The organism is Magnetospira sp. QH-2, from assembly GCF_000968135.1.
In the GTDB taxonomy this organism is placed as follows: Bacteria; Pseudomonadota; Alphaproteobacteria; order Rhodospirillales; family Magnetospiraceae; genus Magnetospira.
Genome location: NZ_FO538765.1, coordinates 3376010 through 3391946, shown reverse-complemented (window position 1 = coordinate 3391946; position 15937 = coordinate 3376010). Strand labels below are relative to the sequence as shown.

Here is a 15937-nt window from a genome sequence, read left to right as displayed (position 1 = left end):
TGGCTGCCGTTCCCCTTAAACGCTTTATGACATTGAGCGGCTCTGCTACATCCAAGGGCAGAGATCATGTATCGATGACGGGAAAGACCCATGAACGTGGAAACGCAACAAGATATCCCCACTCTCATGAAACGCCTTGGTGGCGACGCCAAGCGGGCCGCGGCTCAGCTCGCGACCACCGATAGCACCGCCAAGAACCGGGCCCTGCGCGCGGCGGCAGCGGCCCTGCGCACCAATGCCCCGATCATCCAGGAAGCCAATGGCAAGGACATGGCGGCCGGCGAGGCCAAGGGTTTGAGTCCCTCCATGCTTGATCGTTTGCTGCTTTCCGATGATCGCATCGAAGCCATGGCCGTGGGCCTGGAACAGATCGCCGACCTGGACGATCCGGTAGGCACCGAACTGGCCCGCTGGGACCGGCCCAACGGGCTGGATATCGCCCGGGTGCGGGTGCCGTTGGGGGTCATCGGAATCATCTATGAGAGCCGTCCCAACGTGACCGCCGATGCGGGCGCCCTGTGCCTGAAGGCTGGCAATGCGGCGATCCTGCGCGGCGGATCGGAGAGCTTTCATTCCTCGCGCGCTATTCTGGATTGCCTGCAACAGGGGCTGGCCGAAGCGGGACTGCCCGAGACCTGCATTCAGATGATCCCCACCACCGACCGGGCCGCCGTGGGCATCATGCTGACCATGAGCGACGAGATCGATGTGATTGTTCCCCGAGGCGGCAAGGGGCTGATCGAGCGGGTGACGGCGGAAAGCCGTATTCCCCTGTTCAAGCACCTGGACGGCATTTGCCATACCTATATTGACCGGGCCGCCGATGCGCGGAAGGCCCATGCCGTGGCCTTCAACGCCAAAATGCGCCGCACCGGGATCTGTGGCGCCACGGAGACCATTTTGGTGGATAAGCCGGTGCTGAAAAGCCACTTTCCCGCTCTGCTCAACGACCTGATTGAGGCCGGGTGCGAAGTGCGCGGCGATGCCGACGTACAGGCCTTGGATGCCCGGGTCACCGCCGCCGACGATACCGATTGGGATACCGAATATCTGGACGCCATTGTCTCGGTCAAGGTGGTGGACGGCGTGGAACAGGCGATCGACCATGTGAATGCCCATTCCTCGCAGCATACCGAGTGCATCATCACCGAGGATGCCGAGGCGGCGGAACGCTTTCTCAACCGTATCGACAGCGCCATCGTCATGCTCAATGCCTCGACCCAGTTCGCCGATGGGGGCGAATTCGGCATGGGCGCCGAGATCGGTATCTCCACCGGCAAGATGCATGCCCGGGGCCCCGTGGGGGTGGAGCAGCTCACCAGCTTCAAGTATCTGGTGCGCGGGACCGGCCAGACGCGGCCGTGACCCGATGAGCGGGCGCGGCCTACGTATCGGCTTGCTGGGCGGCTCGTTCAATCCGGCCCACGAAGGGCACCTGCATATCAGCCGCGAGGCGCTGCGGCGGTTGCGGCTGGATCAGGTTTGGTGGTTGGTCTCGCCGGGTAATCCATTGAAACCTGCCCATGGGATGGGAAAGTTCGAGGACCGATGGGCCTCGGCACAAGCGCTGACCAAGGATGAACGGCGCATGAAGGTCACCGATCTGGAGACCCGTCTGGGCACCCGATACACCGCCGATACCCTGCGACAGCTGACCCAGCGAAATCCTCGGACATGCTTTATCTGGTTGATGGGAGCCGATAATTTGGCACAAATTCCCCGCTGGTGGAAATGGACATCTATCTTTCATCGTGTCCCAGTTGCGGTTTTCGCCCGGCCCACGTATGCTTCGAGAGCGTTGTCCGGCGCGGCGGCCGTCAGGTTCGCCCGGGCGCGGGTTGGGGAAAGGCAGGCCTTCCATCTGGCCAACCGCACCCCGCCGGCCTGGACGTTTCTGTTCATTCGCCAACACACCGCTTCGGCAACGGCGATCCGGGCCCGGGGTGGGTTTCGGACGTAATATGGAAAACGGAAGGAAGCGACAGATAGCAACCGCAGCAAAAGCTCTCCCCCCGGCCAAGGAAGTTTTGGACCTGGTGGAGCGGCAACTTGATGACGATAAAGCGCAGGACGTGATCGTCATCAACCTCATCGGCAAGACCAGCCTTGCGGACTACATGGTCATCGCCACGGGCGGCTCCCAGCGGCATTTGGGCGCCATGAGTATGCATCTCCGGGAAAAACTGAAAAAACTGGGCATCCCTTCCATTCCGACGGAAGGTGAGCAGCAGGGCGACTGGGTCCTATTGGACGCCGGCGATGTGTTGATTCATCTGTTCCGCTCGGAAGTCCGGTCGTTTTATAACCTGGAAAAAATGTGGGGCTTGGAACTGCCGACCCCCCAAGCCGCGGCAGGCGCTGGTGCGGCTTTGTAGCGCCTGAGCTGACATGAAAATGGCCATCGTGGCGGTCGGACGATTTGGGTCCGGCCATGGGGAGGAACGCTCTTTGTTCGAGCGCTACGCCCGCAGGCTTCCTTTTCCCCTCGAACTGCGCGAGGTGGAGGAAAAGAAGCGTTTGCCCCCCGACAAACTCAAAGCCAGAGAAGCGGAATTGCTGTTGGGGGCGGTACCCGATGGATCGCTGATCATCGCCCTGGACGAAAAGGGTAAATCCCTCACCACCCGCGGCTTCGCCGAGCGCTACGAGCAATGGCGTCATATGGGCCGGGACGTGGCCTTTGTCATCGGCGGCGCCGACGGGCTGCATGACAGGGTCCGCAAGAAGGCCGATCTCTTGCTGTGCCTGGGCACCATGACCTGGCCGCATCTGATGGTCCGCGCCTTGGTCGCCGAGCAGGTCTATCGCGCTCACTGCATTTTGACCGGCCATCCCTATCACCGGGACTGAGGCGGCCTTATACTCAAGGAAACAATCAACGGGAGGCGACCCATGGGTGGCTTCAAATGGGCTTATGTGCTGGTGGCGCTGGTGCTGACCGGCTTGGCGGGAGTCTATGCCAACATCATGGTGGCCGGAGCGCCTGGGGTGCCGGGCAGTCCCGATGATCCCGATCAAGTGGCGCTTGGAAAGGTCGTCTATGCCGAGACCTGTGCCGCCTGCCATGGCGATAACCTTCAGGGCGAAACCCCGGACTGGAAAGTGCGCAAGGAAGATGGCAGCCTGCCCGCGCCACCCCATGATACCTCCGGCCATACCTGGCACCATGACGATTTTCTGTTGTTCGACTACGTCAAACTGGGGGGGCAGGCCCTGATGCCCGAGGGCGTTATCAGTGCTATGCCCGGCTTCGCGGACCAACTCACCGATGATCAGATTTGGGCCGTACTGGCCTTCATCAAGAGCCATTGGACCTTGGAAGCAAGACAGCGTCAGGCAGAGATGACCAAGCGGGCGAAGAAGGGGTAAAGGCGTCGCGCCCAAGGGCCAAAACCGCTTGTTCACAGGAACGATCCGGACAGTGTATAAAACAGCACTGCAATCTTGTTGGCTGATTCACGCCTGGGCCCGGATCCCATGTTCGATACGATCATCGATATTTTTCAAGGATTTGGTCTTCTGGCGCTATTGGCGTCCGTCTATATCTTGCTGCGCCAATTCACGGAAACCGCCAAAGCCAAGGCATTTCGGTCCGTCATTTTGGGGGTTTTCTTCGGTTGCATGGCGGCGACGGTCATGCTGGATCCGATCCAGCTTCCGCAAGGAGCCACGTTTGATCCCCGGGGCGGCCCGGCGATTCTGGCCGGCGTGTTTGCCGGACCGATTGGCGCGGCGTTCGCGACCCTCATCGGATCCCTGGTGCGCTGGTACGTGGTTGGCGGACCGGTGGCTTTCGGCGGAGTCATCGGGTTTTTGCTTTATGGCTTGTTTGGCGCCCTGGCGGGACACTATCTGTCCCGGGCCAATCGGGGAGTATCGCTCCCGATGCTGATGGGGTTGGGGGCCGGAGGAACGCTCTTTGTGCTTCCGGCCTTCTTCGTCAGCGCGGATTTCAATACCGGTATCGCCATTCTAAAAGCGGCCGGTCCCATATTGCTGTTGAACAATGTCATCGGCGCCGTGATCGTCGGGTCGACCATTTCCGCCGCCAACAAGTGGCTGGAATTGCGGGACCGCCTTTCGGTAACGGAACAAGAAAACCAACTGCTGGCACGCATCGCCCGAGAAACGGTCAACGGGGTGGTTGTCACCGATCGTCTGGGCAAGGTGGAATGGGTCAACGATGGATTTCAAAGACTGACCGGATATGATCTCGACGATCTTCTCGGCAAGGCGCCAGGACAAGTGTTGCAAGGGCCGGGTACGGATCCCGAAACTGTCCGCTACATCGGCGCCAAGCTGCGCAATTGCGAGCCCTTCCGGGTCGAAATTCTCAACTATATGAAGTCCGGAAACCCCTATTGGATCGAGATTGATTGCCAGCCGTTCACCGATGCCCAAGGGACGACAAAGTTCATGGCCATCGAAACGGATATCACCAACCGAAAGAATGCCGAAGAACAGTTGATCGTCGCCAAAAACGCGGCGGAGGAGGCCTTGCGCGTCAAGTCGGATTTCATGGCATCCATGAGCCATGAAATGCGCACGCCGATGAATGCCATATTGGGGTTCGCTCAGGTACTGGAATCCAGCAAGAAGGACCCTTTATCGGTTCGTCAAATGAATCAGGTCCAGCATATCCGTTCCGCCGGGAAGGTCTTGCTGGAGTTGATCGATCAAGTGCTCAACTTGGAGCATATCGAGTCTGGGAAATTGGCGCCGAGTATACGACCGGTTCGGATTGCCGAACTCTGCAATGATCTGCGGGACTCTCTTAATGACATTGTCGAGGAATACCAGGTGTCGCTGATCTTTGATGTTGATTCAGATACCCATGTGCCAGCGGACCCAATGCTCCTGAAACGGGTTCTCTTCAATTTGCTTTCCAACGCGATCAAATATAACCGTGAAAACGGCGCGGCGACCCTGTCGACGAAAGATATGGAGAACGGCCATTTGGGGATCTTTGTCACCGATACGGGGGAGGGAATCCCCGAAGACTTACATGAACAGTTGTTCGAGCCGTTCAATCGCTTGCATCGGAAATCCGGTGCCATCGAGGGTGCCGGTGTCGGATTGACGGCCACCAAGAAAATGGTTGAGGCCATGGGCGGCACCCTGAATGTGCGGAGCAAGCCCGGCGATGGGGCTACTTTCTGGTTGGAGCTTCCTCAATAGCTGAGCGAGGCCCCGCGTTTGGATCGTCGAGCAGCTGCATGAGCAAGGAAGACTGAAGCGCGGGTTTGTTCATCTGGAACACCTGATGGTGCTCGGACAAAAATGTCATGGCCGAGGCCATATGGTGATGGAACAAGAAGTTCGCTTGGCTGTCCTTGATTCCATCGCGGGCGATGAGCAGGTGGTCGAAGGCAAGGGCCAACTGAGCGGATTCTGTCCGTTCACCCTCTTTGATCTTGCGGATACAGTAGTCCAAGTGCTCACGCACTTCCTTGATCAGAAAGTCCAATTCGATAACCGTATGGTGATCGATTTGGCCGCCGCGCGCGGTATCGATGATCGACCGGCAGCGGTAGATCATACGCTCGTGCTCAATGTTGGTGGTTGAGGTCACTGTTGGAAAACCTCCGCTATAGGTACAGTGTAATCCCAGCCATATGGGAATGATACAAGGAAAGCTCTTTTGGGGGGGCCGCCCTGAGTTGAAACGCGAAAAACCCCGCCGGTGCGGCGGGGTTTTCCATTTTTATTGCGCGGGTACAAACGGGCCTTGGCGCGTGTCGTGTCCAATCGAATCCGATCAAACCCGACGTGATCTAGACCACGTCTGTATCGTCCATCCCAGGTTCTTGCGGATGCTCGCCTTCCCCTTCCGGCGGTGGCATATCCATGGGTGGCATGTCTCCTTCCGGCGGCGGCGGCTCGGACCCGGCAGCCTCGGTTTGAGCCATGGCCTGATCCAGGGCCATGTCGGCATCGCTGGGCGGCGGCGGGGGCATGTCGCCACCGGCGGGGTCGCCACCCAAGGCGGCGTCCAAGGCGTCGCCCATGCCATCGTCCGGCGGCGGCATGTCGGTCGGTGGCGGCATGTCGCCTTCCCCTTCCGGCGGCGGCATACCGCCTTCGTCCATGGGGGGCTCGCCTTCCGGCGGTTGGTCCCCGGCTTCCGATCCGGCTTCCATGGCCGCGTCGAAGGCTCCTTGCGGATCGGCGCCTTCTTCCATGGCCGTCTGGAATGCCTCGCCAGCGGCATCGATGCCCTGCTGCATGTCTTCTGGTGGAATGCCTTCGGCCTCTCCCGCTTCCATCACCGCATCGGCGACCGCCTCAAAGACCTGCTCGGGCGGCAGTCCGTCATTCATGGCCTGTTCAAAGGCCTGCTGGGCGGCCTGACCGATGGGATCGTCGCCCTCGGCATGATCGCCTTCGGGTGGCGGCGCTTCACCTTCGGGCGGCGGTGGGGCCTCACCCTCGGGCGGCGGCATATCGCCTTCGGGTGGCGGCATATCGCCTTCGCCTTCCGGTCCAGCCGCCTCGGCGGCCTGCATGGCCGATTCCATGGCCTCTTCCGGCGAGGCACCATCGGCGATGGCGGCACCAAAGGCCTCCCCTGCGGCGTCCAGACCTTCTTGCATGTCTTCTGGGGGGATGCCTTCGGCCTCTCCCGCTTCCATCACCGCATCGGCGACGGCTTCGAAGACCTGTTCCGGCGGCAGGCCATCGGCCATGGCCTGGTCAAAGGCCTGCATGGCGGCATCGCCAATGGGATCGCCCTCGCCTTCCGGTGGCGGCATATCCCCCTCGGGTGGCGGGGCCTCACCTTCCGGCGGAGCCATGTCGCCCTCGGGTGGCGGCGGAGCGTCCCCTTCGGGCGGCGGCGCCTCACCCTCGGGTGGCGGCATGTCCCCTTCGGGCGGTGGCATATCGCCTTCCGGTTCATTCTGTTCCGCCCAGTCGGCGGCGGCCTGACCTCCGGCTTCGCGGGCGGCGCCCATGGCTTCCTCGGGGGAAGCACCGTCGGCCATCGCGCCATCAAAGGCTTCGCGTGCGGCCGACAGATCGGCCTCGATGGCCTCGGCGGGTACGCCGGCCTCGGCGGCCAGATTGGTTACGGCTTCCGCGGCGGCGTCAAAGGCCTCCTCGGGCGATGCGCCATCGGCCATGGCACCGTTGAAAGCTTCGGTAGCGACTTCGTCTATTGGAGCAAATCCTGGCTCAGCCATTAACTGCCCTCCCTATTGTTATCGTTCGAAAAAAGACGATTCATGTGACGGGTGTTTAACTCCTTCAGAACGAGACCTTGTCTTTGAAAAAACAATCCCACGGCCTCGATGCTCATCCAAAAGGGTAGCGCGGTTGTACCGTGAGTCAACGGAAAAATTACGATATCACAATGAAATTTGTGATACGAAAATAAATTATTGAATTGATGTGTAATTGACCGATCAGTCCGGTTCTTGGAACGACTGTTGGAAATTCTTCACGATGGGGTTGGTGAAGTAAGTAACGAGTCGCCGTTGCCCGACCTTGAGGTCGGCGGTGGCCAACATACCTGGCGTCAGGTGAAAGCCCTTGGGCAGTGCGCGGATGTCTTCGGGGCTGATTTCCACGCGGCCCCGATACCAGGCGCCCTTTTCCCCATCCAGCGACTCGGGGAAAGTATCGTTGGAAACAAAAATCAATTTACCAGGCAGGTCACCGAACTGTTGGAAGGGCAGGGCGTCAAGCTTGACCGACACATCGGCCCCGATACGCAGGTCGCTGACGTCTTTGGGATCCACGTCCACCTCCAACGCCAAAGGCACGTTGGTGCGCACCAAGGTCAGCATGGGCTCGCCTTCCTTGACGATGGAGCCGACGGTAACCGACGGCAAATCCAGCACCACCCCGTCCACCGGCGAGCGCATGGTCAGGTCCTGGGTTTGCCGTTGCAGCTTGACCACCTCTTCGTGAATCTCGCTGTTGGCTTCCTCTTCCTTGGCCAGTTGCTCGGCCAGATCGGCGGACCATTCGGCAACGAAGGCCTGCCGTTCGGCCTCCGCCGAGACCAGTTCGCTGCTTAAATTTTTCACGGTGTTGATGGTCTCGGCAAACTCCTTTTTCGCTGCCAGCCGGTCGTCCTGGGCGGTCAGATAATTGAGCAGGGAGCCGATTTTCTTGTCGAACAGGGCCTTGCGGGCATCCTCGATCCGCTGTTTGACGCTCAGCTGCTCCTTGGCGATGACCACCGCCGATTTGGCCGAGGAGATCTCTTGCTTGAGTTTGGATACATCGGCATCGAAAGAAGCCTGGCGGGAACGGTATTCATCCAATCGCTTGGACAGAATGTCGAGACTGACTTCGTCCAAGTCCAGCCCGCGTGGAATTTCCTCGCCCGAGTTAATCAGGTACTGCTCGGTGGAAATGCGCAGGATGCGCTTGTTAATGGCCGCCAGTTGGTCTTCCTCCACTTTCAGGTTGGCGCGGATGTAGGTGCCGTCCAGCTTGGCCACCACGTCGCCCTTCTTGATCACCTGGCCGCGTCGGATCAACAGATCCTCGATCACCGATCCGGTGGTTGCCTGGACGATCACGTTGGGCACCGTGGTGCCGAACTTGCCGCGTGCCGAGACAGTGGTATCGACAAAGGTTACCGACAGGAACACAACCGCCACCAGCACGAAGACGAGAACCAGAATACCGGTCAGCAGGGTCGGACGCGACGGCTTGGCGTCATAGATGGCGTCCGTATCGTCGATGATATCGGTCAGGGCCCGATTGGGTTCATGTTCGGTTTGGTCCTGGTCATCGACCGCATGCAAGCCGTCCCCGGCATGGATGGTGTTCAGGTTGGTGGAGCGCACATAGGTGGCCAGTCGGGTCATCAGGCTCAGGGCGGCATCGGGCTTGCGGGAAATATGCTGCAAAAAGGCGTCCCGGTTGACTTCCAGGGCCTCCACGTCGGTCTTGGCGCGGGCCGAGGCGCTACGCGGGCTCTCATCGATGATCGCCATCTCGCCGAACAGCGTGCCCTTGTCCACGGTGCCCAGCACCATCGGTCCCTTGGCCGTGCTCTTGACGATCTCCACCTCACCCGATTGCAGGATATAGGCGTAGCCGCCGGTCTCGCCCTCGCGGAAAATGAACTCGCCTCTGGGGAAGGATCTGATGCTCATGACATCTTGTGCTCCCGCCAGGTCAGCTCGCGCTCGATCATCCACATTTCCTTGTAGGTGGCGCAGCTGTTGAGCAATTGCTCGTGGGTGCCGTCGCCGGCAAGGTTGCCGTCATCCAGCACGATGATGCGGTGGAAGTCATCAATCAGGTCGATGTCCTGAGAGACCAGAATCAAGGTGCGGTTGGCGGCGATCTCATCCAGGTTCAGGTGCAAGACCAACTGCTGGGTCTTGTCCAGGACGGCGAAGACCTCGTCGAGCAACAGCACGTTGGGGTCGGACACCAGCGCCCGGGCAATGGCCAGAATCTGGCGAAAGGCATTGGGCAGGGTCGAGGCCCGCTCGTCGATCTGCGCCGCTAGGCCATGGGGAATGCGCGGCAGAGCATCGCTAAGGCCGGACAGGCGCAGGGCTTCTTCCAATTCTCGCTTGCTGACATTGGGCCGCACCCGGCGCAGATTCTCCTCGATGGTGCCGGTAAAGAACGACGGTCGGCTGGTGACCAGCGCCACCTGCTTGCGAAACTGCTCCAGATCCAGGTTGGCAAAGGGCGTGCCATCCACCTCGAAGGTGCCCGAGGTCGGCCGGGTCAGACCTTGCAAGACCCGCAACAAGGTGGATTTTCCCGATCCCGCCGGGCCGACCACGGCGATCTTACGGCGTTCGGGGATGGTCAGGGTGATATTGTCCAGGGCCTTCACATGTTCGCCGAATTCCACCGAGGCATGGACCAGTTCGTAGCGCCCCTGGATGGTTTTCTGCACACCGAATCCGGCCCGTTCAGGCTGCGAATTCCAGATCATGCCCAACTGTTCCATGGCCGCCTTGACCCGGTCCAGTTCGGCGATGCCGGAGATGGCCTGGACAATGGGACGGACCACCCGGCTGCCCATCATGTTGACGGCGATCAGCGCACCCGCCGACATCAGGCCGCCGAACACCAACTGGATGCCGACGAAGATGATCGCCACGGTCATGGCCTGCTGCAGCACCGAGTTCACCTGATTGGACATGGCGGAGATCTTTTCCCGATCCCCCTGGGCCCGGATGGCCACGGCAGCGGCCTGGCGCCAGGCGCGCCGCTGGGTGGTCTCCTGGGACAAGGTCTTGACCGTGTCGATGCCCGCGACGGTCTCGCGCAGCACCACGTTTTTCACATGCTCTTTCTGTCCGGCGGCACGGGCACGGCCTTTTTCGACGCCCTTGAAGGCCAGCGAGGCGCCGCCCATGACCACGGCGAACCCGATCACCAGCAATGCCATGGGAATGGAATAGGCGAACAGAATGGGCAGGAAGACCAGCAGCGAGGTCAGATCGAACAACCCGCCCAATACCTTGCGGGCCAGGAAACCGCGCAGGGTTCCAGCACCTTGAATCCCTTCCTCGATGCTTGTGGCATCCTGGCCTTGGAACATATGCACCGGCATGGCCAGCAGTTTGTCGAAGGCATCGCCGGAGAGTCGAGCCTCTATGGCGGCCGAAACAAAGCGGACCAGGTATTCGCGCACGTATCCCAATAGGCCATTGAACATCAAGGCCAGCAGAACCCCACCGGTCAATACCGCCAGGGTCGAGGTGGCCTTGTAGCCGATGACCTTATCCAGCGCGATCTGGATGAAGATGATCGGCGTGAAAGACAGGGCATGCAGAATCAGCGACACCAAAAGGGTCAGGATCAATAGCCATTTGTAGCGATGCAGTTCGGGGATGAACCAGTCCCAGTCGAAGGGGCGGTCCATGGACCGCTGGCCGCTGCGTCTGGTGACCAGCACCACCTGGCCTGTCCAGCGGGCCTGCAGGTCATCCAGGGGAATGACCTCGACCTTGCCCGATGGGTCGGCGGGATCAATGGTGGCGATGGCCGGGGCTTCGCCTTCCTCGCGCGGGGCCATGCCCGCCAGCACCAGGGCGCCGCCGTCTTGCAACGGCGCCACGCAGGGGAAAATATAGCCTCGGGTTTCCAGGTCTTTGCCCTTGACCCGCTTGAACCGGGTCAGCACGCCATGCTTGTCGAAAAAACGGATAAAAGAGTCGCGGTCGCGGATTTCGCCGCTGGCGAAATCCTCTTCGATGCTGTCCGCCGCCAGCAGAATCCCGTATTGGCGAGCGACCAGGGCCGATCCGAGGGCCGTCTGCAACATCCCCTGCACTCTTCCCGTATCGTGAACCTTTATGGGAACGTGAGTTTAAGCACCCTTTGAAATAAGTCCAAGAAAATCAATCCCGGAGCACCCGTCCCAAGACTTTCCAGTCCTCCGGCAGGCGGATGATATCGGTGCCACGCAGGTCCAGATCCCCGTGAACGGTGACCCGGCCTTGGGGGGCGCCGTGGTCGAACAACGCGTGTTTCAGGTCCAAAGTTCCGTGAACCGTCAGGTCCCCTGGGAAGGTGGGATTGTCCCATCCGGCATAGCTCAGGCGCCCGTATACGGTGATTACCTCCGAGCCATCGATGGCCATGTCCGTGTAGGTGACATCGCCTACCGCAACCAGGGTCTCCGGCAGTCGACCGCGTACCTGTTCGCCGATGGGGCAGCCCGCCACCTCCAGGTCACGAGGTAAAAACGGCAAGGCCGCGCCATCGAACAGCAGTAGCTGCCCGATGATCAACTGTTCCGGCAGTTCCCTCAGCACCGAATTAAACAAGGTCAGTTCCTTCAGGACTCGGGTACCCGGCGCGATGGTTTTGACCAGACTGTCCTCCAAATTGAGAGTGCGCACATACAAGCCCTCGGGCAGCTCTTCCACCGGCGACAAGGCCAATCCGGTGAGGGATAGGCCGATACGCAGATCCCGCGGCAGGCGGCGCAGGCCGCTGTTGGCCAGCACCAACGATTCCGATACGCGCAGTCCGTCGGGCAAAGCCGAGACATCGTTGCGTCCTGTCAGCACCAGATTGCGGCGGACCCGCGTGCCTTCGGGCCAGTCTGCGGCTTGAGACAGGCGCAGGATACGACCGTCTTCGGTCAGCACGAATTCAGTCAGTCGGGCACTGACCCGTTCGGGTTTCAGGTAGCGGAGCAGGCGCTCCACCGCATCCCGGTATTTGGGTGGCACCTCCTCATTGCCGTGACCCTTGGCCTGATGGACGCTGCGCCGGGTGGGTTCGAATTCCACCGTGCAGTGAGGATGGTTTTTGTAATCGCGCAAGGAATAGATCCGCGTGCGTAGGCTGTCGTAGGCACCATCGCCGACGCAATGGCGCATCCAGGCCCCTTCATAGTCCAGGGCTCCCGGGGAACCAAGGCAGACCCAATGCCAGCCATCTTCCAGTTTCAGGATTTCGTCGAGCCCATGGGGATCATCCTCGGCGACGATCTTCTTGCGGCTCTTAGCCAGTTGGGCATGCCAGCGTTCCGCGTGGCGTTGGGCATCGATCATGGAAATGCGTGATCGCTTGGCGGCCAGGCGCGGATCGATTTCCGGTAGGGCAGCCAGCCAATCAAGGACACGTATGACCTCTTCTTCGCAATCGGGGGCCAACGTGAACCAGGCTTCGGCGATGCCATGGCGGCGGGCGGTCCGACGGTTTCTCTTGATGTCCAGGCGGTCCGGCAGGGGGGTGGGCAGCGAGCGCTCGGCACAGCGGCAATCGGCCAGTAACGCGGCGCGCAGATGTCGTTTGGACCAGGCCCGGGTTACAGAGTCGAGCCTGGCCGTCCGCTCTTCGATGAAGCGGTCGATATCGTCACTATTGAGGACGAAATGGGCCATGGCTCTTGTCACACCTCGCGTAAGATGTGGGGACCGAATACCCGGGCGGCAAGGGTCGGGCGTTGACGACCCATTGCCGCCGGTCGTACAGCTTACCATATCTTTGTTTTTGAACGATGCGCCATCAAGGAGATAGAATGAGCGACCGGACCACCACCCTGTGTGAAACCACCGATGAAGCGGTCCCCCTGACGTCTCTGCGCGCCGACGCGTTGGAGAACTGGAAAGCCGACCACGGGGACTGGGCCGACTGGGTCTCGGCCACCGGGTTTACCGCCAAGGCCGGAGAGACCTGCCCCCTGCCCGGGGCCTCGGGCGGCTTGGGCCGCATGCTGGTGGGGCTGGGCGACAAGCCCGATCCGGTCACCGGAGATCTATGGACCTGGTCCCTGCTCGCCGAGTCATTGCCCGAGGGCATTTATGACCTGGAGTCCCAAGACGCGGGCGACGAGGTGGCACTGGGTTGGGCCCTGAGTCTGTATCGATTTGATCGCTACAAGACCCTGCCCAAGCCCACGGCCCGCCTGTGCTGGCCGGACGGCTGCGATCGCGACCGGGTGCGACGCATGACCGAGGCGGTCTGTCTGGTGCGCGATCTGATCAATACCCCCGCCGCCGACCTGGGGCCGGCGGATCTGGCCGATGCCGCTGCCGAGGTGGCGCGCGCCTATGGGGCCAAGGTGCAGGCGATCATCGGCGGCGACCTGCTCAACGAGAACTATCCGGCCATCCATGCGGTGGGACGGGCCGGGGCACAGGAACCGCGCCTGATTGATCTGACCTGGGGCGACGAAACCGCCCCCAAGGTCACGCTGGTCGGCAAAGGCGTCTGTTTCGACAGCGGCGGCCTGGACATCAAGCCCGCCGAGTTCATGAAGCTGATGAAAAAGGACATGGGCGGGGCGGCTCATGTGCTGGGCCTGGCGCAATTGATCATGGATGCGAAATTGCCGGTGCGCCTGCGGGTGCTGATCCCGGCGGTGGAAAACAGCGTCTCCGGCGAGGCCATGCGGCCCATGGATGTCATTCCCACCCGGGACGGCAAGACGGTAGAGATCGGCCATACGGATGCCGAGGGGCGGGTGGTGCTGGCCGATGCCCTGGCCGAAGCCAGTGCCGACAAGCCCGAGATCATTATCGACTGCGCCACCCTGACCGGCGCGGCGCGGGTGGCTTTGGGCACCGATCTGCCCGCCTTGTTCTGCAATGACGATTCGCTGGCCGATGATCTGCTGAAAGCCGGAATGGCGCAGGGCGACCCCCTCTGGCGGCTGCCTTTGTGGGATCCGTATCGACCTAAAATCGATGGCAAGACAGCCATGCTCACCAATGATGCGGAAGGCCGATACGGCGGTGCCATTACCGCCGCTCTCTTCCTGCGCGAATTTGTCGGAGCGGAAATTCCCTGGATTCACATTGACATGATGGCCTGGAACGGTGGCTCGCGTCCCGGGCGTCCGGAGGGTGGTGAAGCGCAAGGGTTGCGAGCTTTGTTTGCCTTGCTGGAGCAACGCTACGATCGTGCCGGTTCTCGATGAAAATCATTCTTGCCCCCGCTTTCTCAACGCGGTAACAATTGCGCTAATGCAACGTTTTGGAGGCGGCCGTGGGGGTTGATCTGACCGAATTGAAGGCGCTGGACCTGTGGCGCCGGGCCATGGTCACCAGTGTCAGCCGCGAGGCACCGGATCTGTCCGCACGTCAGATGGCGGTACTGTTGACCATCTATCTGACGCCGCCGCCGCATACGGTGCGGGGTTTGGCGCAGATCCTCAACGTATCAAAGCCGGCCATCACCCGGGCCATTGATCGGCTCAGCGAATTGGAACTGGTCCGCCGCAAGGTTGATGAAGCCGACCGCCGCAGCGTTCTCATGCAGCGCACGGTGAGGGGGTCGGTCTTCCTGCGCGAATTTGGCGAAATCATCGTCAGCGCCGCCCAGGCCCTGCCCGACGATCTCGAGGAAAACTGAGGCGTCCGCTCTTTTGATTTTCTGAGGCCGTAACTTCAGCTCTCCCGCAGCCGCTGGTGCAGCGGGTGCTTGTAGCGGCTCAGGTAGCCGGGCAGAACCCCTTCCGCGGCCGTGGGCTCAATGCCCAGATCGGCCAGGGTCTTGGCACCCATGGAAACCACATTGTCATGGCCCAGCAACTTGAGCTGGTCGCGGGTGACCATGGGTTTGGGCAGAAACTCCATAAACCAGGCGGCCATGCCCATGAACAGGGAATGCATCGGCATCAGCCACCGGTCGCGGCCCGTATGAGTGATCACCAGCTCCATCAGTTCCTTGTAGGAATAGCGGCGCGGACCTCCCAGTTCATAGGTGTTTCCCCGGGTTGCCGAGTCGGTCAGACCCTTGATCGCCGCATCGGCCACGTCGCCCACATAGACCGGCTGCATGTGGGTGCCGCCGTCGCCGAACAGATCCACCAAAGGAGCCTCGTCGCCGGTCAGGGCGCCCAGGTTGATCTTCGGCGGGAAGGGGCAGCCCAACACCGGCAGCAGGGGCGTGAAGCGGGCCAGGGTGGCAAAGCGGTTAAAGAAATCGTCTTCGGGGCCGAAGATGACGCTCGGCTTCAAAATCACCGCGGCGGGGAAGGCCTCGCGCACGGCCTTTTCGGCGGCGACCTTGGTGCGGGCATATTCGGAGCCGGTGGCCTCATCGGCAATAGCCGACATATGGACCAACGATTGGATCCCGACCGCAGCCGCCGCGGTCGCCACATTGCGGGCGCCCTCCAGATGAACTTTCTCAAAGGTGCGCTTGCCCCAGGGCGACAGGATACCGACCAGGTTGACCGCCATGTCGGCGCCCTCAAGAGCGCTGCGCACCGAAGCCGGATCGGTCACGTCGGCGGGCATCGCCACCACTTGTCCCACCTCGCCGCAGGTGCGGAGATACAAGGCGTCTTCCGGGTCGCGCACGGCGATACGGACTTGCGCTCCCTGAGCCGCCAATCGCCGAACAATATGCCGTCCGACGAATCCCGACCCGCCGAATACCGTAACCAGTCTGTTTTGCAGCTGCGCGACCATCGGCTTGAACTCCCCTTGAAAGGCCCTTGGGTTTTCCTTGATTTCCATTATCCCCTGGCGGGAGTGGCGTCAAC

General features: G+C 61.1%; 14 protein-coding genes. 8 read left to right on the top strand and 6 right to left on the bottom strand.

All coding sequences use genetic code 11. The features are described from left to right. Window positions 1-90 precede the first annotated feature (90 nt). From MGMAQ_RS15925 to MGMAQ_RS15900, 6 genes are all read left to right on the top strand, one after another. On the top strand, window positions 91-1365 hold the full coding sequence (locus MGMAQ_RS15925; RefSeq protein WP_046022326.1) for a glutamate-5-semialdehyde dehydrogenase: 1275 nt from the start codon (window positions 91-93) through the stop codon (window positions 1363-1365). Between the two features lie 4 nt (window positions 1366-1369). After that, on the top strand, window positions 1370-1960 hold the full coding sequence (locus MGMAQ_RS15920; RefSeq protein WP_046022325.1) for a nicotinate-nucleotide adenylyltransferase: 591 nt from the start codon (window positions 1370-1372) through the stop codon (window positions 1958-1960). A 76-nt stretch (window positions 1961-2036) separates the two neighbouring features. After that, on the top strand, window positions 2037-2375 hold the full coding sequence (gene rsfS, locus MGMAQ_RS15915; RefSeq protein WP_371258403.1) for a ribosome silencing factor: 339 nt from the start codon (window positions 2037-2039) through the stop codon (window positions 2373-2375). A 13-nt stretch (window positions 2376-2388) separates the two neighbouring features. Next, entirely contained in the window at window positions 2389-2850 is a 462-nt protein-coding gene (locus MGMAQ_RS15910; protein ID WP_046022323.1) for a 23S rRNA (pseudouridine(1915)-N(3))-methyltransferase RlmH, read from the top strand. Between the two features lie 42 nt (window positions 2851-2892). Then, complete coding sequence (locus tag MGMAQ_RS15905) at window positions 2893-3369, top strand: c-type cytochrome (RefSeq protein WP_082085482.1); 477 nt, start codon at window positions 2893-2895, stop codon at window positions 3367-3369. 78 nt (window positions 3370-3447) lie between these two features. Further along, complete coding sequence (locus tag MGMAQ_RS15900) at window positions 3448-5178, top strand: sensor histidine kinase (protein ID WP_148560995.1); 1731 nt, start codon at window positions 3448-3450, stop codon at window positions 5176-5178. Here the strand turns inward: MGMAQ_RS15900 and MGMAQ_RS15895 are convergent. The 5 genes from MGMAQ_RS15895 to MGMAQ_RS15875 form a co-directional block, all read right to left on the bottom strand. Beyond that, window positions 5150-5572 (bottom strand): hypothetical protein, encoded by a 423-nt coding sequence (locus MGMAQ_RS15895; protein ID WP_148560994.1) that lies wholly within the window; start codon window positions 5570-5572, stop codon window positions 5150-5152. The genes MGMAQ_RS15900 and MGMAQ_RS15895 overlap by 29 nt on opposite strands. Window positions 5573-5774: 202 nt before the next feature. Then, entirely contained in the window at window positions 5775-7181 is a 1407-nt protein-coding gene (locus tag MGMAQ_RS15890) for a hypothetical protein (RefSeq protein ID WP_046022320.1), read from the bottom strand. 222 nt (window positions 7182-7403) lie between these two features. Continuing rightward, complete coding sequence (locus MGMAQ_RS15885) at window positions 7404-9113, bottom strand: HlyD family type I secretion periplasmic adaptor subunit (protein WP_046022319.1); 1710 nt, start codon at window positions 9111-9113, stop codon at window positions 7404-7406. After that, window positions 9110-11254, bottom strand: a complete 2145-nt coding sequence (locus MGMAQ_RS15880) for a peptidase domain-containing ABC transporter (protein ID WP_046022318.1) — start codon at window positions 11252-11254, stop codon at window positions 9110-9112. The genes MGMAQ_RS15885 and MGMAQ_RS15880 overlap by 4 nt, the downstream gene beginning before the upstream one ends. A gap of 76 nt (window positions 11255-11330) precedes the next feature. Then, complete coding sequence (locus tag MGMAQ_RS15875; RefSeq protein WP_046022317.1) at window positions 11331-12827, bottom strand: PcfJ domain-containing protein; 1497 nt, start codon at window positions 12825-12827, stop codon at window positions 11331-11333. Window positions 12828-12964: 137 nt separating this feature from the next. Between MGMAQ_RS15875 and MGMAQ_RS15870 the strand changes: the two genes are divergently transcribed. Both MGMAQ_RS15870 and MGMAQ_RS15865 read left to right on the top strand, forming a co-directional pair. Then, window positions 12965-14365, top strand: a complete 1401-nt coding sequence (locus tag MGMAQ_RS15870) for a M17 family metallopeptidase (RefSeq protein WP_052716464.1) — start codon at window positions 12965-12967, stop codon at window positions 14363-14365. Between the two features lie 119 nt (window positions 14366-14484). Beyond that, window positions 14485-14799 carry a MarR family transcriptional regulator gene (locus MGMAQ_RS15865; protein ID WP_148561069.1) on the top strand — a complete coding sequence of 105 codons (315 nt, stop codon included), beginning with the start codon at window positions 14485-14487 and terminating at the stop codon, window positions 14797-14799. Between the two features lie 35 nt (window positions 14800-14834). Here MGMAQ_RS15865 and MGMAQ_RS15860 read toward each other — a convergent pair whose 3' ends face one another. Continuing rightward, entirely contained in the window at window positions 14835-15911 is a 1077-nt protein-coding gene (locus MGMAQ_RS15860; RefSeq protein ID WP_252508645.1) for a complex I NDUFA9 subunit family protein, read from the bottom strand. Window positions 15912-15937: the final 26 nt, after the last annotated feature.